This window comes from Rubripirellula tenax, assembly GCF_007860125.1.
Classification (GTDB): Bacteria; Planctomycetota; Planctomycetia; order Pirellulales; family Pirellulaceae; genus Rubripirellula; species Rubripirellula tenax.
Genome location: NZ_SJPW01000007.1, coordinates 358,799 through 380,060 on the forward strand (window position 1 = coordinate 358,799; position 21,262 = coordinate 380,060).

18 protein-coding genes are annotated in these 21,262 nt (G+C 56.5%); 8 read left to right on the forward strand and 10 right to left on the reverse strand.

Annotation, left to right across the window (positions count from 1 at the left end; translation table 11 throughout):
- Positions 1-2: 2 nt before the first annotated feature.
- Positions 3-2,279, reverse strand: a complete 2,277-nt coding sequence (locus tag Poly51_RS24900) for a tetratricopeptide repeat protein (protein WP_315853686.1) — start codon at positions 2,277-2,279, stop codon at positions 3-5.
- A gap of 71 nt (positions 2,280-2,350) precedes the next feature.
- A complete protein-coding gene (locus Poly51_RS24905; protein WP_146461189.1) occupies positions 2,351-2,857 on the reverse strand; it encodes a hypothetical protein in 507 nt (168 codons plus the stop codon).
- Between the two features lie 232 nt (positions 2,858-3,089).
- Here Poly51_RS24905 and Poly51_RS24910 point away from each other — a divergent pair, with 232 nt between their 5' ends.
- Positions 3,090-3,869 (forward strand): TIGR00282 family metallophosphoesterase, encoded by a 780-nt coding sequence (locus tag Poly51_RS24910; RefSeq protein WP_146461191.1) that lies wholly within the window; start codon positions 3,090-3,092, stop codon positions 3,867-3,869.
- A gap of 37 nt (positions 3,870-3,906) precedes the next feature.
- On the opposite strand, the gene Poly51_RS24915 is transcribed toward Poly51_RS24910, so the two are convergent.
- A complete protein-coding gene (locus tag Poly51_RS24915) occupies positions 3,907-4,641 on the reverse strand; it encodes a HisA/HisF-related TIM barrel protein (RefSeq protein WP_146461193.1) in 735 nt (244 codons plus the stop codon).
- Positions 4,638-5,192, reverse strand: a complete 555-nt coding sequence (locus tag Poly51_RS24920; protein WP_146461195.1) for a DUF2617 family protein — start codon at positions 5,190-5,192, stop codon at positions 4,638-4,640. Before Poly51_RS24920 ends, Poly51_RS24915 begins: the two co-directional genes overlap by 4 nt.
- A gap of 172 nt (positions 5,193-5,364) precedes the next feature.
- On the opposite strand from Poly51_RS24920, the gene Poly51_RS24925 reads away from it, so the two are divergent.
- The 4 genes from Poly51_RS24925 to Poly51_RS24940 all read left to right on the forward strand — a co-directional run bounded on the left by Poly51_RS24925 (position 5,365) and on the right by Poly51_RS24940 (position 9,165).
- Positions 5,365-5,943, forward strand: coding sequence for an anthranilate synthase component II (locus Poly51_RS24925; RefSeq protein ID WP_146461197.1), 579 nt, complete (start codon positions 5,365-5,367; stop codon positions 5,941-5,943).
- A gap of 149 nt (positions 5,944-6,092) precedes the next feature.
- On the forward strand, positions 6,093-7,589 hold the full coding sequence (locus Poly51_RS24930; protein WP_246114748.1) for a hypothetical protein: 1,497 nt from the start codon (positions 6,093-6,095) through the stop codon (positions 7,587-7,589).
- Between the two features lie 124 nt (positions 7,590-7,713).
- Positions 7,714-8,349: a DUF4332 domain-containing protein gene (locus Poly51_RS24935; RefSeq protein ID WP_146461199.1), complete on the forward strand. Its 636-nt coding sequence runs from the start codon at positions 7,714-7,716 to the stop codon at positions 8,347-8,349.
- 81 nt (positions 8,350-8,430) lie between these two features.
- A complete protein-coding gene (locus Poly51_RS24940) occupies positions 8,431-9,165 on the forward strand; it encodes a DUF2007 domain-containing protein (protein ID WP_146461201.1) in 735 nt (244 codons plus the stop codon).
- A 16-nt stretch (positions 9,166-9,181) separates the two neighbouring features.
- On the opposite strand, the gene Poly51_RS24945 is transcribed toward Poly51_RS24940, so the two are convergent.
- The 6 genes from Poly51_RS24945 to Poly51_RS24970 all read right to left on the reverse strand — a co-directional run bounded on the left by Poly51_RS24945 (position 9,182) and on the right by Poly51_RS24970 (position 18,874).
- Positions 9,182-10,147 carry a patatin-like phospholipase family protein gene (locus Poly51_RS24945; protein WP_186775792.1) on the reverse strand — a complete coding sequence of 322 codons (966 nt, stop codon included), beginning with the start codon at positions 10,145-10,147 and terminating at the stop codon, positions 9,182-9,184.
- 33 nt (positions 10,148-10,180) lie between these two features.
- Entirely contained in the window at positions 10,181-12,118 is a 1,938-nt protein-coding gene (locus tag Poly51_RS24950) for an acyl-CoA dehydrogenase family protein (RefSeq protein ID WP_146461205.1), read from the reverse strand.
- Positions 12,119-12,179: 61 nt separating this feature from the next.
- Entirely contained in the window at positions 12,180-14,357 is a 2,178-nt protein-coding gene (locus Poly51_RS24955) for a 3-hydroxyacyl-CoA dehydrogenase NAD-binding domain-containing protein (RefSeq protein WP_146461207.1), read from the reverse strand.
- Complete coding sequence (locus tag Poly51_RS24960; protein ID WP_146461208.1) at positions 14,354-15,652, reverse strand: thiolase family protein; 1,299 nt, start codon at positions 15,650-15,652, stop codon at positions 14,354-14,356. The genes Poly51_RS24955 and Poly51_RS24960 overlap by 4 nt, the downstream gene beginning before the upstream one ends.
- Positions 15,649-17,340, reverse strand: coding sequence for an AMP-binding protein (locus Poly51_RS24965; protein ID WP_146461210.1), 1,692 nt, complete (start codon positions 17,338-17,340; stop codon positions 15,649-15,651). Before Poly51_RS24965 ends, Poly51_RS24960 begins: the two co-directional genes overlap by 4 nt.
- A 268-nt stretch (positions 17,341-17,608) precedes the next feature.
- Complete coding sequence (locus Poly51_RS24970) at positions 17,609-18,874, reverse strand: lactate racemase domain-containing protein (protein ID WP_146461212.1); 1,266 nt, start codon at positions 18,872-18,874, stop codon at positions 17,609-17,611.
- Positions 18,875-18,978: 104 nt separating this feature from the next.
- Here Poly51_RS24970 and Poly51_RS24975 point away from each other — a divergent pair, with 104 nt between their 5' ends.
- Genes Poly51_RS24975 through ilvE form a run of 3 tightly spaced genes read left to right on the forward strand, consistent with a single transcriptional unit; the run spans position 18,979 to position 21,165 of the window.
- Positions 18,979-19,434, forward strand: coding sequence for a 3-hydroxyacyl-ACP dehydratase FabZ family protein (locus Poly51_RS24975; protein WP_146461214.1), 456 nt, complete (start codon positions 18,979-18,981; stop codon positions 19,432-19,434).
- Positions 19,431-20,261 (forward strand): enoyl-ACP reductase FabI, encoded by an 831-nt coding sequence (locus tag Poly51_RS24980; protein WP_261344131.1) that lies wholly within the window; start codon positions 19,431-19,433, stop codon positions 20,259-20,261. The genes Poly51_RS24975 and Poly51_RS24980 overlap by 4 nt, the downstream gene beginning before the upstream one ends.
- Before the next feature lie 46 nt (positions 20,262-20,307).
- Positions 20,308-21,165 carry a branched-chain-amino-acid transaminase gene (gene ilvE / locus Poly51_RS24985; RefSeq protein ID WP_146461216.1) on the forward strand — a complete coding sequence of 286 codons (858 nt, stop codon included), beginning with the start codon at positions 20,308-20,310 and terminating at the stop codon, positions 21,163-21,165.
- Positions 21,166-21,262 lie beyond the last annotated feature (97 nt).

The window sequence follows — 21,262 nt, forward strand, 5'->3', positions numbered from 1 at the left end:
TTTCATTCCTGTTCTAGCTTTTCTTTCAACAAGTCACGTGCTTGTTGAAATTCGGCGACCTCGGGAGCCAACGCGACCGCACGCTCGATCTGAGCAAGTGCTTCTTCCATCTCACCGGCCAAATACAAAGACAATCCCAATCGATATTGAATCGGCGCGTTGTCGGGTGCCAAGCCGGCGTCTCGACGTAGTAGCGGCAACTCGGCCGTTCGAAGTTCTCGCACCCGAACCATCATAGCCGGCCCATCGGGCGAACGATTCTGCGAGGCAACGTTTTCCAGCAGGGATGCAAAGTTCGATCGCGGACCTGTCGTATTCGGCTCGATCCGAATCGCAGTTTCATAGGCGGAGATCGCTTCATCGATTCGACCACGCCGTTCACACAGCATTGCCCAAGCCATGTGAGCCCCCGCGCGATCCGATGTTTCCATCAACGACGCTTCGACTTCACTCAGCGACTGATCGACCCTAAGTTGTTCGGCGCCTGTTAGCGTTTGGTAGCCGCCCGACGCGACCAGCATCCGAGCGGCCTCGGTACGAACCAATCGCGACGGATCGCTCAGCAGCGGCAACAGAGTACGACGTGCGTCCTCCGGTGAGGACAACGCGAATGCACCCACGGCGGCGGCCCGAACGATCGGTGCCTGACTGGCGTCGTCGATCAACTGTTTCGCCGTCGGAATCACTTGGCTTGCTCCGGCGTCGACCAACTCGGCAATCGACGAGGCTCTCGCGAGTGCCGGCGCCGTTTCATCTGACTCCATCGCCAACCGCAACATCCCTTCCAACGATCCCGCTTCACGGCGTCTAAACGCGACAATGGGTTCGGCGAAATGAACCGGTTGCTTACGATCGTTTCCGTACCATTTTTCGCATGCTTCATCGCACCACTTATCCGTGGCCGAAATCGCATCGGAAATGACTTGGTTGCCTTGCTCGGCCGCCATTAGCCACTGTGAATACTCTTTCGTCGTAAACGTCTTCTTTAGCGGTTCACCGATCGATTCAAGCTGGTCGGCAACGTGGCAATGGCTGCACGCGTTGGGCGTGCCCAACTTGACGGACAAGTCGGGTCGCGGCACTCGAATACTATGGTCGCGCCGCGCGTCGACTTCCATATACGTCGTATGCGGCATGTGGCAATTGACGCACATCGCACCCGCCGATCCAACGGCGTGATGGTGGTGAGACGGCACGTCGTACTTGCCGGCGGCGTGTTGATGACACGAGGTACATGTTTCGTTACCGGTCTTCTTTAGCTTCAACGAATGAGGATCATGGCAATCGGTACAGCGAATGCCTTTGTGGTACATGCGGCTTTGGATGAAGGATCCAAACACATAAACTTCGTCTTTGATTTGTCCATCGGCGTGATAGGTGTCGGGCCTCAACAGTTCAAGGTTGTAGTGATCGGTGAACAGATCGCCTGGTTTGAATTGGTCGTCCAGCAAACCGCGACGACTGTGACATGGGGCGCACGATTGCAACTGGGGTTGTGGATCGAGTCCCTTCAATCGGGCAAGGCCGTATCCATGGATGCGATCCCAGAACAGCGACTTCTCGTTTGCCAATTCGACATGCAGGCTGCCCGGTCCGTGACAGGATTCACAGCTGACGTCAATCTCCGAATACGTCGTGTGGTATCGATTGGCGACGGGATCAAAGTTCCGCTTCAAATTGGTAGAGTGACAGTCCGCGCACATGGTCTGCCACCGCTGGGCGATGCCGGTCCAGTGCAGCGGGTCATCGGGCAATAGCTTGTCGGCGACGTCTGGTGGACGCAGATAAAACCATCGCTTATTGGCCGTGTCCCAACTGATTCGCAAGACCTGGACCCGCGCGATTTCGTGGTCCGGCATGTCCGCCGTCCGATCGAATTCGACCATGTACTGTTGCAGCGGATCGACGCCGAACACGTACTTGACTTCAAAGTCTTCCAATTCACCGGATGGTCCGTCTGTTCGAACCATGAATCGTTCGCCATCGCGAAACATCCGGCTGACCATGCCATCGTGCTCCAACGTTGCATCATCAAAATCGCCGAGCACCGTTTCAGACGTTGCGAAATCCATCGCTTTATCGTGATCCGAACCGACAAACAGCGCGGCTTGGTCGCGGTGGCAATCAATGCACGCTGACCGGCCGACGTAGTCCGCTTTTGTGCCAATCGGTTTCGCCGACCAGTAGTCAGCAAACACGCCGCCGGCCAGCAGCAACAACGCCGCACCGGCGATCAGCACCAAACGTTTGGATTTGGGCGAACTAGAAATCAGATGCAAGAGACTGTGTCGGGTTGGGAAAGGTAAGAAAACGGAAAGCTACAAACAGTCTACTCAGACGCCGCATCGAATCAGTCGTCGGTGTGGCTTAGTAGTTTGACCGCTTCCCGCCGCATTTGGGCAACCAGTCTGACGCCCGATTCGCTTGTTGGGTCCGCCGCCAACAACAACCGGGCCGCCCGCAGGAGTTGCTCGGCAGCCACCGCTCGTCGGTCTACATCAACGCTTTGGCGAGTACGACTGGTCAATCGGCGACCGGGATCCGTGTTCGTCGTGCGGTCATCCAAGATGCTGCCGTCAAGAATGCTGCCCTGGCTTTTGATGACGCCAAGGACATCGTCAAGGACACCGTCGCCCGTTTCGGCTGGCGCGTTCCCATCCAGTGCCTCGCGAATCTTATGCTCGACTTTCTCAGCGGTTTCCGGAGCGATGGTGTTGGTCCTCGGGACGGAATTTTGCGGCAACTGGATTTCCGCTGGAAGATCGGACTGTGGATTCAACGGTAGAGTCGCATTCTGGCCCGGCGCGGCAGATGCGATCCCCCACAAACACACCGCGAAGATCAAGTACTTGGTCATTCTGGCTTTGGTCCCATGCATATTTTCACTGATCGCCTTGAGTCTGGTTCGTGAAGAATATACGCGAAAACGCGAAATATAGCTCCCATAGGGCCGCACTTTCTGATACCGATCTCGCTTCACTTCGCGTGCGTGACCTAAACGTCGTCGGTGTGATCGCGTACCATATCGGCCTGCAACCGGCCTCGATGCCGATGGATTGCTTCGGACACAGGTCAGAACGGCTTAGCTCATGCGGATTCTCTTTCTCGGCGACATCGTAGGAAAACCGGGCTATTCGGCTGTCGTGAAGTATGCAGAATCGCTGCGGTCGGATTTGAAGCTCGACGCGCTGGTCGTGAATGCTGAAAATGCTTCCGACGGCTCGGGACTGATGCCACGACAATTCAAGCGGATGACCGATGTTGGCGTGGACGCCGTGACCCTAGGCGATCACATTTACCGCTGCAAAGAAATCATCGCCACGTTGAAGAAGACCAATCGAATGGTCAAACCGGCGAACTATCCTGCCGATTCGGCCGGCCGAACTTGGGTCGTCATCGAAACGCCCAAGGGCCCCCTAGCCGTAATATCGTTGATGGGACGCGTTTACATGCGACCGGTCGACTGCCCGTTTGACGCCGTCGATCGAGCGATCGAAGAAATTGGCGAATCCGCCAAACACATCCTGGTCGATGTTCACGCCGAAGCGACCAGCGACAAACAGGTCCTGGGGCGTTATTTGGACGGCAAAGTCACGGCGGTTTTGGGGACGCATACGCATGTGCCGACGGCCGACGCGTGCATTTTCCCTGGTGGAACGGCGTTTCAGTGTGATGTCGGCATGTGCGGCCCCTACGACAGCATCATCGGAAGAGACATCAAACGAATCATGCAGACGACACGGTCTTTTGAACCGTGCCATTTTCATGTCGCGACGCGCGATGTTCGGCTATGTGGCGCTCTCGTCGAGGCAAAGGAAAACGGGAAAGCAAAGTCGATCGAAAGATTTGAAATGAAGGTCGAACCGTGAATCGCTGAATCAAAAACATCGGAAAACAGACGTTCGATCAACCGGGCAAATCGTTATTTTCACGAAACCTATTCTCGTGCAACATCGTGCCGACCAAACATCCGTGGCATCCGGCACGAACCAATGTTTCGACGTCGTCCAGTGATCGAATTCCGCCACCTGAATAGATCCGTTGGCCTCGGCATCGGTCGGCGAGACGCTGGCATCGGACGGCAGTGATAGGGCCACGGCCCGTCCCAACTTGGGCGACATCCAAAACGATGATGCCACCCAATGCGAATTCCATCGCAGCTTCGATCCACCGGGACTCTGACGTTCCGTCGCCAACAAGATTCCCGTCGCGAAAATCGAGACTCAGAAAGACTCGCGATGCCCCAACCACATCTGCCAATTGCCCCACCGCGGCGATGCCGCTGGCGGATTCTGTTGCCGCGATGAACCCGACGGACGCATTGGTGTTGTGAAGAACATCGTTCACTGCTTGAAGCTGGTGTGGGCAATCGCCTTTCCAACCGACATCCAAAAGTATCTCTTCGTGGGGCTTGCGATTGCAAACATCGATCAAAGTTTGTGTCTGAACCTGGCCATGAAGAATTGCGTCCAGGTCGGCGACGTACGTGCGATTCACACCAAGGCGATGGTAGTGATCGACCAGTTCAGTGGGTGAACCGTTGCACCACGGCATCGGTTGATAGTTGCGACGATCACCCGCGATGGCGTGAACAGCGCACGAGTCCAACACATCAAGCACGCCGATGATCTTGTCGATCAAACGGACTTGTTTCCAGCATCGATCGAGAACAGCGACTCGACCTTGACGATTGCAAAGTCATCGGGAAACGTATGAATGGCTTGGACCAACATCGAATGACGACGCATTTCGACGCTAACGTAGCTGAGCGCCCCGAGTGCCATTCGCCCACTGGCGTCAAAATTGTGCAGCAAGCCTTCCGTGGGACCACTACCAAGTTGCTGTTGAACCATCCAAAACATGTCGGGGTCGACGGGTTCCAATTGGAAATGAGTCCGATAGTCGATGCCTTGACGGCAGTCCGCTCGTTCCGTGCGACTTCCCTTCAGAGGTTTCGACAACAACAAACGGCGCCGAGGCAGCGGTTGGTGGGCGCTGGTCGCGACCTCGCACAACGTCAATCCACCGGCGTTCCAAGTGACGACGTGGCCACAGTTGGTAATCTCGATCTGTGCAGAATAGTTGTCCCGTTCGACCCGGCGGCTTTTATGAATCGTGTACAGCTCGGGATGAAGCGAGCGGCTGAACACGTGGAATGCCAATTCGGCAACTTTAGGACGAACCGAAAGCACAGCAGATTTCCGTGGGGACGAACAAGGGAGTCAGTCGGTCGCCGTGGCGACGAGCTCATTATAGGCACCGTATCCGAACTGGCTAAAGAGCGTTTAAGCTAGTATCGAAAGAATATCTTTTTTGCTCGTTTCGACTTGAATCTCCATTGACATCATCGACGGGAATAGCCTCATGGTCGTCGTCATCGATAACTACGATTCGTTTACTTACAATCTGGTCCAGCGTCTCGGCGAAATCGATCCGTCGATCGACATTCGCGTTTTTCGCAATGACGAGTTGACGATTGCGAATCTGGACGAATTGTCTCCATCGCGAATCCTGGTCTCACCCGGTCCGTGTACGCCGAACGAAGCCGGGATCAGCGTGGATGTGGTCAAGCATTTTGCGGGGCGAGTTCCGTTGCTGGGTGTTTGCTTGGGTCACCAATCCATTGGACAGGCATTCGGCGGCAAGATCGTTCGCGCGCCGCAACTGATGCACGGCAAGACGGACGCGATCGTACATGACGATGGAGGACTGTTTGCCGAGCTCGCCAATCCCTTCATTGCGACGCGATATCACTCGCTCGTGATTGAGCCGTCAAGTTTGCCGCCCGAATTGATGGTGTCAGCGTGGACTGAGACGGGAGGCGAGCGTCAAATCATGGGCGTGCGCCATCGACACCACAAAATGGAAGGCTGGCAATTCCATCCGGAAAGTTTCTTGACCGAACCAGGCGTCGAAATGTTGAAGCGGTTTTTGCAGTGGTAAAAATTTCCAACCGTTTTTTCAGTTTCGATCAACTTGGATTCTAGATATGCCGAGCGATTCGCCTTGACCGGCAGTATCGCGGCAAGGTAATCCCCAATGACGGACGAGTGCGTTTGCCGTCCTCTTGAATTGCCTCGCCTCGATGTGCGATGAAACTAACCGCTTTGCGAAGCCGATCGAAGCCTTACAAGGGCCAACGTCATCGTCTTGAAACGACGATGTCACGCTGGGCTTTCGTGTTTGTGTGCTTGTGTTTCACGAATATTGTTTCCGCCCCGACGGCTTCAGCGCAGGTCAACATCGGCGCCGCACCGCAAAGCCCACAAACCAATCTGGTTCCCGTCGGCCCGCCGCCCGCTTCGTATCCACCGAGCACCTACGGCAGCTTCGACCCTTACGCCAATACGCCTTCGGCGAGCTCTGGCATCGGTCCACCCGTCGGACTCAGCACGCCACCATCGGCGTATCCAAGCACCGCGTATCCCGGCACAAGTTTTCCCGCCACGACACAGCAACCGTTCCGTCCTTTCGGCGGACTGTTCTCTCAACCGGCATCGGTGCCAAGCAATCCTCAGTTCAACGCGCCTCCTGGGGTTTACGGTTCACCTAGTGTTGCGCCCAGCTATGGCGACTCGTTCGCAGCGCCATCTTATGGGCCACCGTCCTACCAATACGACAACTCAAACGTCTACGGGCCTCCCGCCAGTTTTAACTCTCCGACGGCTTCGGGGTTTCCGAGCACCATTTACCCGTCGTCCTCGCCGACCACGCTATTCCCCGAAGGCATGTTTTCGGGGCCCATTTTTCCGGGCATGGACTCCGGCGGCTACAGCGCGTACCAATTGCTGCGCGGCCCCCGATTTCGCAACGGCTATGTCGGATTTGGTGACAGTGACGACGACTTGAACATGAACGACACGGACGTATCAATCGTCTTTGCGTTTCCCAATTTCTTCTATTCGAATCAACCCATTTTCGTTGTCCCGTCTTTCTCGATGCACCTCTGGGACGGCCCGAAAACGACTGCCAACAAGAACGCCGACCTGCCCGGCAGCGCCTACAGCGCGTTCTTGGACGTCGGTTGGAACTCCGATCCGAACCAGATGATCAGCACCGAACTTGGCGTCCGCATCGGAGCGTTCACGGACTTCGACACCTTCAACAGCGATAGCATCCGCATCCTGGGCAAGGCGCTCGCAAGTTTTCGGTTAACGCCGACATCGACGCTGAAGGGCGGCATTTACTATTTGGACCGGAACGAGTTGAAAATCGTTCCCGCCTTTGGTGTGCTGTGCCAACCGAATCCCTACACACGGGTCGATCTGTTTTTCCCGCAGCCCAAGTTTGCGAGATATTTCCGAACGTTGGGCACCCAAGACTTTTGGTGGTACCTGAGCGGCGATTACGGCGGCGGTTCGTGGACCGTCACCCGGGCCAGCGGAGGTGAAGACAGCATCGACATCAATGATATTCGCGCTGTGCTGGGTCTTGAGTGGGGCCGCAGTGACGAGATCCGTTCCGGCAAACGCATCGGCTTTGCCGAGATTGGATACGTGTTTGAACGCGAACTACGCTACCGTCGCAATCCCAATGACAACTTGAATCTTGACGACGGAATCATGTTTCGCGTCGGTCTCGGTTACTGAGCGACGTCGCCCGTTTCTAGACGATCGTTCTTTTTTCAAAACGGTCTAGCGGCCAGTGCATCGCGTCGACTAATCGAAGAAGTGTCGAGTGCCTTTTCTTCTCTCTCACTCCGCGCGGTAAACTATGATATTGCGATCTCTTCTGCGACTGTTTGGTACACCCACTGCCCCCAAGCCGATCACGTCACAACCTGACAACATCGTGCTGTACGCCCATTTGCCGCGTATGGTGGGCGAATCGAAAAACGACCCCACGCCTACGTCGAAGGCCAAGAAACGGCGATCAAGTCAAATACGCAACAGCGGCTCTCACCGCCAGCACCTGTTGAGCATGCGGCTGGAACACATTCGCATTTGCAGCCCACGTCGATGCAAGCGACTCAACGAATTCGGCATTGTCACCGCGGGTGATCTAGCCTCGGCCGACCCACACCGCTTGGCCGAACAATTCAACGCGCCGCGTAAGGCGTTGCGGACCATTCAACACTACCGTCGTGCGATTCGCTTCTCGGCGTCCGTGCCAGGAATGATGCCACGCGATGCATTGCTGTTGGTCAGCATTCATCGTCGCAGCATTCGCGGACTGGCGACCGAATCGGCCGCACAACTGTATCGGGACCTGCAACGGTTTGCCGAGAGCAGCCAGGGGCAAGCGTTATTGCGCGGCCGACGACTGCCCAGCACCCGAAGGTTGAAACGGTGGATCGCCCAATGCGAATCGATGGCGTCGTCGCCCGGGCTGCGGACTCGCGCCGCGTAGGACCCCGCTGTTGCCGACGCCATACGGACATTGCGATTAAAATGGCGGGGTGTAACCTCCTGGCCTGACCGAGACGCTGCGATGTCAACGAAAAATCGAATCCTGCATGTCTACACGGACGGCTTCGAGGCCGAAATCGTTCGAGACCGATTGGCGGCCGCCGGCATCCAAGCGTTCGTGGTCGGCACGGACATGGCGACGGCACTCAGCCTTGGCGGCGCAGGGACCATCCAAGGCGTTCGTTTGGAAGTCTCGCCCGCAGACTATGACCTGGCAATCGAAACGTTGGTCGACGACGATCGCCGTCTGCGCGAGGCCGGGTATTGGAAGTGCGGTCGATGTTCGGAACCGAATCAACCCGCGTTCGAACTTTGTTGGAGTTGCAACAAGCCGCGAAGCGACGACGACGAACGCATCCAAGCCGACCTATCGGACTTCGAACCACCATCGGCGCAAGCCAGCGACTTTGACGCGATCGAAGTACCGACGCAGGCGCCTTTGCCGACCGAGGATGGCAATCCGTATCGCCCCGTTCTGATGGATGATCGCGACGGTCATACGCACGAAGCTCGCTACGCTCCTGGGTTCAACGAAGATGAACTCGACGACAAAGTTCGGCGCGCGCTGGTGGCGGCATGCGCATCGACGATGTTATTGCCGCCTCTTTCGTCGGCCTATGTCATTTCGCTGCTGTGGCGACTGCCGCCCGCTGCCTATGGACACCCGTCGCGACGCCGGCGCATCAACGCGGCATGGTGGATCACGATGCTAGGCCTGATCATCGGCGTCGCTTACCTGAGCCTCTTCTTTGGGTAGGCCACATCCGACCAAGCTATGCCGCACCAATTTTGCGACCGTTGGAACGTTCGAACTGACCGAGCGATTCGATGGCGGCATGACGTCCCTCTTCGATCACTTGATTGGGATGGCTAAAGTCGAACCAAGCACGGGTTCCAATGTTCGGACGGATGACAACGTCCGCGGCATCCAGATAATATCGGCGCATCAAACGTTGACAAACGTCGTCCATCCGCATCATCACATCCAGCGCCGTGTCACACGCATCCACTCGCGTGTCGCCTTGGCCAACATCGACAGCGATCGTCAAATCATCGGCGTAAGATTTTGCGATCATCGCCGGCACCGTTTCAACCATGCCAATGTCGCAAAGCAGCAAGTCATCCCATCGCACCGGTGGAAAGATTCCTGGAATCGCTGACGAAGCTTGCACGGCCAACCGAAGTGGCCCTCGCTCCAAGACGACGCGTTGCCCGGACAACAAGTCGGCCGCCACAATGCTGGTCGGGACCGACAAATCGCTGATGTCACAATCTGGCAACAATCCGGCGATCGCATCTCGCAGCGGGGCATCCGAAATCAATGACGAACTAGTCACCGCTCGCGTCAATTTGCGATGCGCCGAAAGGATCTTTCGGATTCGCGAGTACCAACCGAACGTGCCTCCGGTTGATTCGTCATCGGTCGGCGGTGCCGCCCCGCAAAGTATCTGTTGCCCCAGTTGGAACTCGGGTGAATTCAGCAAGCCGATCGCCACCGATTCGGCGCGCCGAATGTCACCTTCAACCGCATAGAGAGCGCCGATCAAACTGCCGGCACTGACGCCGACGATCCGTTCGATGGAGATCCCAGTACGCAAGACACCTTCGATCGCGCCCAGGTGAGCTAGTCCCCGAGCGCCGCCACCGCCGAGCGCAACGACGGCCTGCCGACGAGACGGCAACCCACGATCGGCGTGAGAATACGCTTGCGGAAAGAATCGATTGATGAAGTTAACCACGGATGTCTCCCAGACTGAGTTCAGATAGGTACGTTACTTGTACGGCATCAAGATTTTCCCCGCTGCAACACCCTCCAGTTCCTGCCAGCCCTCCGTCGCGATCATCCGTCCCAAATCCGTTTCGGCGCGAAAGTCTTTGTCGGTTGGCGAGGCACACGCGATTCGTCGGCGCAGTTCGCCACACGCCACCGCGCCGGCCGCTTCGGTGATCGGATCACCCGACTTTGCCGCATGCAGGCTGGTGACCAACATGACGATCGCGTTCTGCAGCTTCGACGAAAGCGCCGACATGCGACATTGACGATCCGCCAACTTCAATTGGTGCGACCGCATCACGCCGCTAACCTCCATGGCCGCGTCGGAGAGTTGACGCTGTGCGAACAAAGCATGCGATCGGAGCACGGGTGACATCGTTGGCAGCCGCGACCATCGACTTCCCAAAACCATTTGGCCGCCGATCCAGCGTGCGTATCCCATCATGGGTGATCGCAGTGCCCACAGATGATTTGGGTTCATCAAATTGGGCTTGCTGATCCCACGATCATGCAGAACGCGACCGATCGGTTCAAAGTACCGCTTGCCGTGCTCTTTCACTAACGACTTGAAGAATGCCATTCCCAACATTTCACCTTCGCCTTCATAGATACACGGTGCCAGGAACTCGTGAACGTTGTCACCGAAAAGGTGTCCCTGCAAGAACGAACGGCCACCATGTGTCTTCATGAATAACTCAATTGCCGCTTCCTTTTGCGACTCGCTGCCGAAGATTTTCGCGACGATGCACTCCATCTCGCCTCGATATCCTTGATCCAGCAAGCCCGCGCACCAGTTCGTCAATGCATCGCACGCGACGATCAATCCGGCCATCCGGGCGACACGCCGTTGCACCAATTCGCGTCGTCCGATCGCTTGACCATAGGTCTTTCGATAGTCAGCCCAAGGCAACATCTCCGCCAGCATCCAACGCATCGTTCCGGCGGCGTTGGCACACAACGAAACCCGTCCGAGATTCAAACCGTGATACGCAATCGTCAATCCATCGCCATGCGCAGGAACCAAACGATTCTTTGCGGGGACACGAAAGTTCTTGAAGATCAGACCGTTGTTGTGAGCACGCGCGAGGGCATAGATCTTGTAGCGATGGACGCGGAACGTTTCGTCCTCGACTTCGGGAAGGTCGATGATCAAGACGCTGGGAACGCCATCAATTTTGCAAACCAGCCCGATCGTGCGGCCGGGAATTGCATTGGTGATGAACAATTTTTCTCCGTTGACGACGTAGTGATCTCCATCAAGCACGGCGGTCGTCTTCAGAGCCGTCAGGTCGCTGCCCGCACCGGGTTCGGTCAACGCGAATGCCGACAACGCGGTGCCATTGGCAAGTTTCGGAAGAAAACGTTGCTTCTGATCCTCGGTACCGAACGAACGCACCGGATCCACGGCGCCAATGCAACCGTGGACTGATGCCAATCCCGCGACCGTCGGATCGATCGCTGCCATCTCGGTAATCATCCGAGCGAACTCGGACATCGACGCTCCGGAACCACCGAACTCGGAATCGACCAGCAATCCCCAATAGCCGGCGTCGCCGAGTTGATCGAGCACTTCGTCGCTGATCTTTCCTTCACTGTTAAGCAATGTCCCTTGGTCGCGATGTCGACGGACAAGTCCCACCGACCGATCAACCACCGACTTCACCAGCGCCGACGTTGATCCGGTGTCATATGAAAACATATCAGACGACACTCGAGCATCCCAAACGGCGCGGTGCGCCGGGCTGCTGGTTGTTTGATATTGGGGCGAGAACAGACCCTCGACTTGATCATCAGCCGTGTCCAACACTCCGGTCCGACGCGCCTCGTCATCCGAAGCTCCGCCCAATCGCAAGGCAACTTCGGCGAACGAAGTACCGTTTACTTTGGGCACTTCGTGGTCGGTACCGCCAGATATCTCTCGAATATCAACGCTCATGTTCATTCTCCAAACGCGTTTCGTGGACCTATTCTGCGGGATGTCGCTAACACACTGTCGCTTAGGGTGACTCCTGATGTCCCAACTCGATGGAAGGCAACGGCTGTTTTGTACGGAAGGCGACGATGTCGTTGGTTGTGAAACGGTCACCCAATGTCATCTCAAGGCGTTCCGCATTTTCGAGAACGGTTTTCTTCCCGATCGATTCGATCATCTGCAACGGTCCGCCACGATGCGGGGCGAAGCCGGTCCCCAACACCATCGCCAGGTCGATCGCCCATGGTTCGTTCACGACCCGTTCTTGGTGGCACCGCGTTGCCTCCAACAACATCGGATAGATCAATCGCCGAGTGATGGGCGACAACCCGTCGTCGATCATGCCGGCGAATGATGGTGCTGTGGTAACTGCATTCCGTGTGCTCGACAGCATCCCACCGCCGCGTTTGCCGCCACGGTAGCGGTAAAATCCTTGTCCCGACTTTCGTCCCAGCAGTCCACGTGACACCATTGAATCCAAATGGTTGACGACCGACGCAACATCGGGCAGGACGCCGTCGAGCGATTTTGCAACATGGGCAGCGACATCAATCCCCACCTGATCGAGCAACTCAAGTGGCCCCATCGGCATTCCGAAACGACGAACTTCGCGATCGATCGCTTCAACGTCGCCCCCTTCGGCCACCATCAAAATGGCTTCGCCCAGGTACGGGAACAGAACTCGGTTGACCAAGAAACCGGGTGTGTCGGTGGTCACGACAGGTGTCTTGCCAAGTGTTTTTACAAACGCGACCAACCGAGCCATCGTCGCGTCGTCCGTGTCATGACAACGAACCACCTCCACCAGCTCCATCCGGTGAACGGGGTTGAAAAAGTGCAGTCCCGCCACTTGTTGCGATCGCTTCGTCGCCATCCCCATGCGAGTCACCGACAATGATGACGTATTGCTGGTCAAAATTGCGGATGACTTCAAGTGATGATCGAGTTCGGAAAACACGCGTTCCTTGACGTCGATTCTTTCAACGATCGCCTCGATCACCAAGTCGCAATCACCCATCATTGAAGCATCCGTCGTGACGACGATTTTTGAACGCAACCGATCGCGATCGATAGCGCTGAATTGTTTCCGGTTCGCGTATTCGCGCACCAGGCCATCGATGCGTGACGTGCCGGCACGACACGATTCATCGTCGACTTCTTTGATCACAACAGAGTAGCCGCGGACGGCGGCCAACTGACCGATTCCGGCTCCCATTACACCCGCGCCGACGACACCAACGCGGCGAATCGGCGAGCTGTGCATGGCCTTATGAGCATTGCTAATCCAAGTCGATGTCTTTCGCGCCCGCTCGCGAGCGAAAAATAGATTCAACAAATTTTTGCTCGTCGCGGTGCCCAACATTTCGACGAATCGATCCCTCTCGACCTTGAAACCATCGCGGCGTTTGTCGAACCCAGCGGCCATCGCATCGATCGCCGCCGACAAGGCAGGGTGATGCGTGCTTTTCGACCGAACCGACCGGCGTGCCATCGCAATCGTTATGCAGCGTCCAAGCGTTGTGTGATCCAGCAAACGAGACTTCCATGAAAGGGAATGTCTCGATTCGGATCGACCGTCGACCACTTCGTCAACGAACCGGTTCACCTCGCGTTGCCAATCATCGGGCTTGATGGCCAAATCGACCAAACCGATCCTGGCTGCCTCTTTTGCCGACAAGTGTTTGCCAGTCAATATCATCGGCATGGCTGCGGCTAATCCGACGACTCGGGGCAACCGCTGGGTTCCGCCCCAGCCTGGGATCAAACCTAATTGAATCTCGGGCAGCCCAATTTTCGTCGATGAGTTATCCCGAGCGATGCGATGGTCGCAAGCCAGGGCCCATTCCAAGCCGCCTCCCAAGCACGGACCATCGATCAAAAGGATTGTCGGCATTGGCAATTGTTCGATTCTTGCGAACAGTTGCTGCCCCGCTTCGATCAAACCGAACCCTTCCACTTTCGTTTCGATTCCCGCGATGACGGAAACATCGGCGCCGGCCAGAAAGCCACTCTCTTTGTCGCTGCGAAAGATGACCCCCGTGACGCCGAACGAACGCTCGAGTTCGCCCACGATCGTTTCGAGCTCCAACATTGCTACCCGAGTCAACACGTTGAGCGGACGTCCGCCAACATTGATCGCTACGGTGACCACACCACGGTGATCGGTGGAAACAACAAAATTTTCATACGGATTGATGTTCATGATCGTTTCTCCATTTCGGTTTCAACTATCACTGCAGCTCCTTGACCGCCGCCAACGCACAGCGTTACCAGCCCACGCTTGCCGCCCGATTCACGCAGGGCACGCAACATCGTCAATATCAACCGAGTCCCCGTGGTTCCCACTGGATGGCCCAAGGCAATCGCACCGCCATGGATGTTCAAGCGATCGCGATCGAGCGTTCCCAAGGGCGTCGATCGACCAAGATGCTTTTGTGAAAAGTCACGCGACTGCATTGCCCGCTCGCAAGCAATCACTTGCGCGGCGAAGGCTTCGTTGATTTCGATCAAGTCAAAATCAGCGAGCGAGAACCCCGTTTGATTGAAGAGTCTGTTCATCGCAAAAACGGGACCGAGTCCCATCCGCCGCGGGTCACATCCGGCCACGGCATACGATGTGACGTAGCCAAGTGGCTCGCCAGAAAATCGCGACACATCTTCGGAACGGCAAACCACCATCGCTGCGGCACCATCGGTCAACGGGCAACTGTTGCCCGCCGTCACGGTCCCGCCACGTTCAAAGATCGGACGCAGCTTCGACAATGATTCCATCGATTGACCGTAACGAATTGCGTTGTCTTTGCTCATCGACGTGTTCCCATACTCCATGGGGACGATTTCTCCAGACAAAAAACATCGCTTTTGAGCCGTTTCAGCCTTACGGTGACTGGCCATGGCGAACGCGTCTTGATCGTCGCGCGAGATAGAAAATTCTTTCGCAAGGATTTCAGCGGTTTGGCCCATGTTCAAGCCAGACACCGGATCGGTCAGCCCGAGTTCGACGCCGACGATCGGTTTGAAGTGTCGCGGTCGGAACGTGAACAAAGTCTTGATCCGCTCGAGCAACGTTTTTGATCGCGCCAACTTCATCCATATCGCAGCGGCTTCGGGGCGGACCAACAATGGTATTTGCGACATCGATTCGGTGCCGCCTGCCACGACGATGTCTGATCGCCCCAGTGCCAGCGAGTGCCACGCACCGATCACGGACTCGATCCCCGACGCGCAATTGCGATTGACCGTGTGGGCGACACGTTCCGGAGGAATGTTGGATGACAGCGCGATCACGCGAGCGATATTGGCGGCATCCGGCGGACCGGCTACGTTGCCGAACACGACTTCGTCGACATCGTCCACCGGGATGCCGCACCGTGAGACGGCACCCGTGAGCGCCGCCTTTCCTAATGTCACGGCCGATGCGCCCGCAAGCTCACCGAACGCTTTCGCGAAAGGAGTTCGCACTCCGCCGACAACCGCGATGGGGTCAACCTTGATCATGATTGCGTCTCCCGTAATTGGCGTCTCAGAACTTTTCCTAGGAAGTTGCGAGGCAGATCTCCGTCGACGCAGTGCCAGCGTCGCGGTCGCTTATATTTCGACAAGTGGACTTCACAGTACTTGTCGGCAGCATCTTCATCCCACGTAGCGCCCGGTTTCACCACGATGAACGCCACGACAATTTCGCCGCGGTTCACATCGGGCACTCCGACCACGGCGACATCGTCAACTTCCGGCATCTCGCGAATCGCGTCCTCGACTTCGCCGGGATAGACGTTGAATCCCGACGTGATGATCAGATCTTTTTTGCGGCCGACGATTCGGTAGTAGCCATCGGGTTCTCGTATCGCTAAGTCACCGGTGTGTAACCAACCGTCACGCACGGCTTGGGATGTTGCTTTTGCGTCGTTCCAGTAACCCAGCATGACTTGCGGCCCTCGAACGATCAGCTCGCCAATTTCGCCCGATCGAACATCCCCTGACTCAACAACCCCGAGCCCGTCATCTTCGGTTGGGTTCGCATCCACGATACGGCAATCCGTTTCGGGCAGTGGCAGTCCGATGAATCCGTACCGAGGCTCGCGAAACAGGTGCCCGACATGGGTGACCGGCGACGCTTCACTTAGGCCGTACCCTTCGACGACCAATGATCCGGTATGTTTGGCGAACTCCGATGCAACGCTTTGCTCCAGCGATGCGCCGCCGGAAATGGTCCACCGCAATCCCGAAATTTTCGGTGGGGCGCTGCGAAATCGCTCGTTCATGCTGACCAGCATCGCGGGTACCGCATGAAAGACCGTTGGGTGATGCGTTTCCATCAACGAAATGACTTGGCGCGTGTTGAATCGGTGGTGCAAAACCAACGTCGATGCGGTCGCGGCGCCGCCCATGATGTTGGCCGACATGCCGTAGCTGTGAAAAAACGGCAGCACCGCCAGCATCGTTTCACGGCCGAACGAACATTGCGTCCATTGATATTGTTGCCAAGCATTGGCGACCAAGTTGGTGTGGCTGAGCGTGACCGCCTTGGGAACGCCCGTCGTTCCGCCGGTCGGCAAGATGTATGCCGGATCCGATTCCGGATGGATCGTGATCGGTTGCCATGACTGAGTCGTCGCCGCGATCTGATCCCAGAACCAACGTTGACGGTCGCTCGACGGCAATGTCCAGCATCCTGTGCGTTGGTGGCGTTGCCACAAATAACCGATTTGATACAGCGACGGTAAATGTTCTCGAATCGACACCAACAACAGTCGTACCTTGGGATCGACAACCGATTGGCTGAGCATGTCAAGCGATACGACCATTCGACAATCGGTGCTGTCTAGCAACGTCGATATTTCTTCGGCAACCATCAACGGGCTGATCGCGATCGCGACAGCACCACATCGCCAAATTGCATTAGCTGCGATCACATATTCGGGAACGTTCGGTAACAGCAGACCGACGCGGTCGCCCGGTCGCACACCCAACCGTTGAAACATCGCCGCGGCCACGATCGTGTCGTGATTGAGCCGCCGGTAATCCCATACCTGATCGCCGTAGATCACTGCCGGACGATCCGGAAGTTGTTCGGCGGCGTGCGACAAAACGCCGAAAGCGGGAACGTCCGCGTAGCTCGCCAACCCGACGGCGTGAACGCTAGGTGACGTTTCTGGTCGAACCTGACTCGGGAACATCGCTCCCATGATGGGCCTCCCACATCTCAGTCGGATCGCGGCCGTCGGCTCGGAACCAGCCCGGACCAAAACTCACGCCACAGCGAGCTTGACGTTCGCCGCATGCGACACGAGCAAGAGAAGCGGAAAACCGAGCCGAAATCGCTCTCTCACCGCGTGCAATGCATTCTAGGCCCGAAACACACGGAAGGCAAGTAATTTACCCGCAAAGTGCAATAAGGGACAAAACGCAGCCTCAATCGAGTTTTCGAGCGATCCGCGTGATTTTAGACACACCTTAGAGCGGCGCCTGCCACAGCCCCAGGGCCGGGTTTTGGATGTAGTAAAACTCGGACCCGTCGATGTCGGTATGGAATCCATCGTTCAATTTCGTGACGTCATACCGCTTCATCAACTCGTTCACATCGCCCGGTGTGTAATTGACGCTTCGAATTTCATCGGCCGAGAGTTTGCCGGCCGCATAGACAACCTCGAAACGATTTTCGTGTGAGCCGTGAACCAAGTGGGCCGCTGCCGACGGGTTGGCTCGCAAGTCTTCGTTCTCGGCAAACAACTGAATGATTTCCGCCTTGGTTCGATAACCGTACTTGCGGATCAACAGGTCGATCGACTTGTCTTCGCCGAACTTTTTCACCGCGGGTCCGAGCACCGTCAAGCGTCCGCCTGTCGCGATGGCCAAGCGGGTTCGATAGATGGACTTGTTGCCCAGCCATGTGCTGGAGAACTCGCGCGGATCCAGATAAGCAACGATATGCTTGGGCGCATGATCCAGGTGAGTGATATTGACCTTCCTTGCCAACTCGGCCGCGGCAAAGAAGGTTTCGTGATCGTCGCCGATGTACAGCCCTCGCGTGTGAAGCGTCCCATCGGGCATTTGTTGAATGACCGTAAGCGCGTACAGCAACGGCATGCCTTTACAGAACTCGTCTTGAGCGTGGTTCAGGATTTGTCGCAACGGTGTGTTCGCTTGCCCCAATGTTTGCTCGATGCCATAGACAGCACTCAAGTAGTGGCTTTCATTGATTCCGGCAACGCCGCCGGTACCCACAAAAATGTTCTTGTTGTAGTTTGCCATTCCGATGACTTCGTGCGGCACAACTTGGCCGAGCGAGAAAATCAGGTCATGCCCACCCTCGACCAACATCTTGTTGACCTGTGCCTTCCATGGTTGGTCGTACAAACCGCCGGTCACCTTCTTGACGTATTCCGCGGACACTTCGCCAAGGGTGACGACGTCATCACGCCATCGGTGTGGGCGAAACAGGTGGTGCGGCACACCGGGGAACATATGGTCGAGTTGCTCGGGCTCCATTTCATCGTGAGTCCCCAGAGCCGGCATGATGTCGGTGACTCGATCGCCGAGCAATTCGCGACACAGCACTGTCAATTCGCCCGCCCGGCTGAACAATCGGGTTTGGTCGGGCGGCAACAAGAGGACTTTTTGCCGAGGCCCGATCGCGGCCAGCGTCTGCTGGAGTGCGTCTCGCAGGTCGTCGCTGGTTAGCGAGTTGGATTCGTTACCGTTGGCGTAGTAGGTCGTCATGTTCGAATGGGACGTCGAAGGATGAATGGATTGCAGCCGAAACGCGATCCTATCAGATCCTCACCCGCTTGACTTCTGGTGCAGATTTGCCGTCTTATATCACCATGAAAGACCAAGAAATCCAGAAACGCATCCCTCATCGGGGTCCCATGCTTTTGGTTGACGAAATCGTCTCAGAAACGGAGACTTCGATTGTTTGTCGAAAAACGTTTCGCGCCGACGAGTTCTTTTTCCAAGGCCATTTTCCTGACTCGCCCATTGTTCCTGGGGTGATCCAGTGCGAATGCTGCTTGCAGGCCGGCGCCGTGCTGTTGGCCGGTCGCGGGGGTGACATGGCCGCAGACGCCGTCCCCGTTGCGACTCGAATGGACGCCGTCAAGTTCAAGAAAATGATTCGCCCGGGCGACACCGTGGAGATCGAGGCGACGCTCAAAGAGCAAGTGAGTAGCGCTTTTTACATGACTGGCAAACTGACCGTCGACGGCAAGTTGGCGACGCGATTGGACTTTTGCTGCAGCATGTCCAGCCCCTCCCCGAAGCCAGAGGCACCCACATCGTGAGTGACAGTGAACCCGTCTTCGATTTTTTGGGTCTATCGGGCAAGACCGTGTTGGTCATGGGCGTCGCCAACAAAAAGAGCGTTGCCTTTCGCATTGCCAAGATCTTGGAACAGTCCGGTGCCGAAGTGATCTACAGCGTGCGAAGTGAAGCTCGCAACGAGAGCCTTGGAAAGTTGCTGAACGGTCGCCGAACCATCGTTTGCGACGTCGAACGACAAACGGAAATCAACGCGCTTGCCAAAACGCTTGCCGACGACAAAGTTCGCTTGTCGGGACTCGTTCACTCGATCGCCTACGCTGATTATCCAGAAGGGATCCGTCCGTTCCACGAAACAACAAGAAGTCAGTTTTTGCAGGCGATGGATATATCGGCATATTCGTTGACCAGTATTTGCAATGCACTGAAAGACATTTTTGAACCCGACGCTTCCGTTGTGACCATCGGCATCAGCACGACGCGGATGGCAAGCGAAAGTTATGGATTCATGGCGCCAATCAAGGCGGCACTGGAATCATCGCTCGCATTTCTGACCAAGTCATTCAGTCGGTTTAGCGAAGTGCGTTTCAACAGCGTTGCGGCGGGTTTGTTGAAGACGAGCGCGTCGGCGGGAATCCCCGGATATGTCGATTCGTATCTGTACGCCGAAAAAGTCATTCCTCGCGGACGCGCCGTCGAAACCGATGAAGTCGCCTCCACCGCCGTGTTCCTATTGAGTCCCCGCAGCAGTGGCGTGACGGCTCAATCGATCGTCGTCGATGCCGGCATGTCGATCAATTATTTCGATGCAGCGATCGTCGGCGCCGTGACGGCCGCCGAAGTCGATTGATGCGTCTGTCTTCCATTTCAATCACCCTGCCTGAATCAGATTTCTCATGAGCCAACAGATCTACATCAACGGTGAGTACTTTTCGCGAGATAACGCCAAGATCAGCGTCTACGATCACGGTCTTCTGTATGGCGACGGAGTCTTTGAAGGGCTTCGCATTTACAGCGGCAAGGTATTTCGCCTGCACGAGCACTTGGTTCGGCTGTGGGAATCGGCTGCGGCAATCGCTTTGCCGATGGGAATGACAATCGACGAACTGGCCGCGGACGTGAACGAGTGCGTCAAAAAGAACGGCCTGGACGACGGTTACATTCGTTTGGTGGTTACCCGCGGCAGCGGCCCGCTGGGCTTGGACCCGTACAAGTGCAGCAACCCGCAAATCATCATCATCGCTGACAAAATCTCGCTCTATCCGGCGGAGATGTACCAGAACGGCCTCGAGTTGGTGACGGCTTCGACGATCCGCAATCACCCCGCAGCGCTGAGCCCACGGATCAAGTCGCTGAACTACTTGAACAACATCATGGCCAAGATGGAGGGCCTTCGCGCCGGATGCGTCGAAGCGTTGATGTTGAACATCAAAGGGGAAGTGGCCGAGTGTACGGGCGACAATATTTTCATCGTCAAGAATGGCAAGCTTTCGACGCCGCCGATCGATGCAGGAATCTTAGAAGGCATCACTCGAAACGCGGTTTTGGAATTGGCCGTTGCAGCAGGCATCGAAACGTCGGAACACCCGATGACGCGCCACGACATTTTCATTGCTGACGAATGCTTTTTGACCGGCAGTGCGGCGGAGGTGATCGCGGCTGTTAAGTTGGACGGCCGAACGATCGGCGACGGCAAACCCGGTCCCGTCACCACCAAACTAAACGAAGCTTTTCGCAAACTAGTGCGGTCTTAGATCGGGGACCACATCGGGACACCCTTCGTGGCCCTACGACTCCGGCCTATACACTCCGTTCGCAGCGTGTACGTTGTTTCATCAGCTGCTTTGCAGC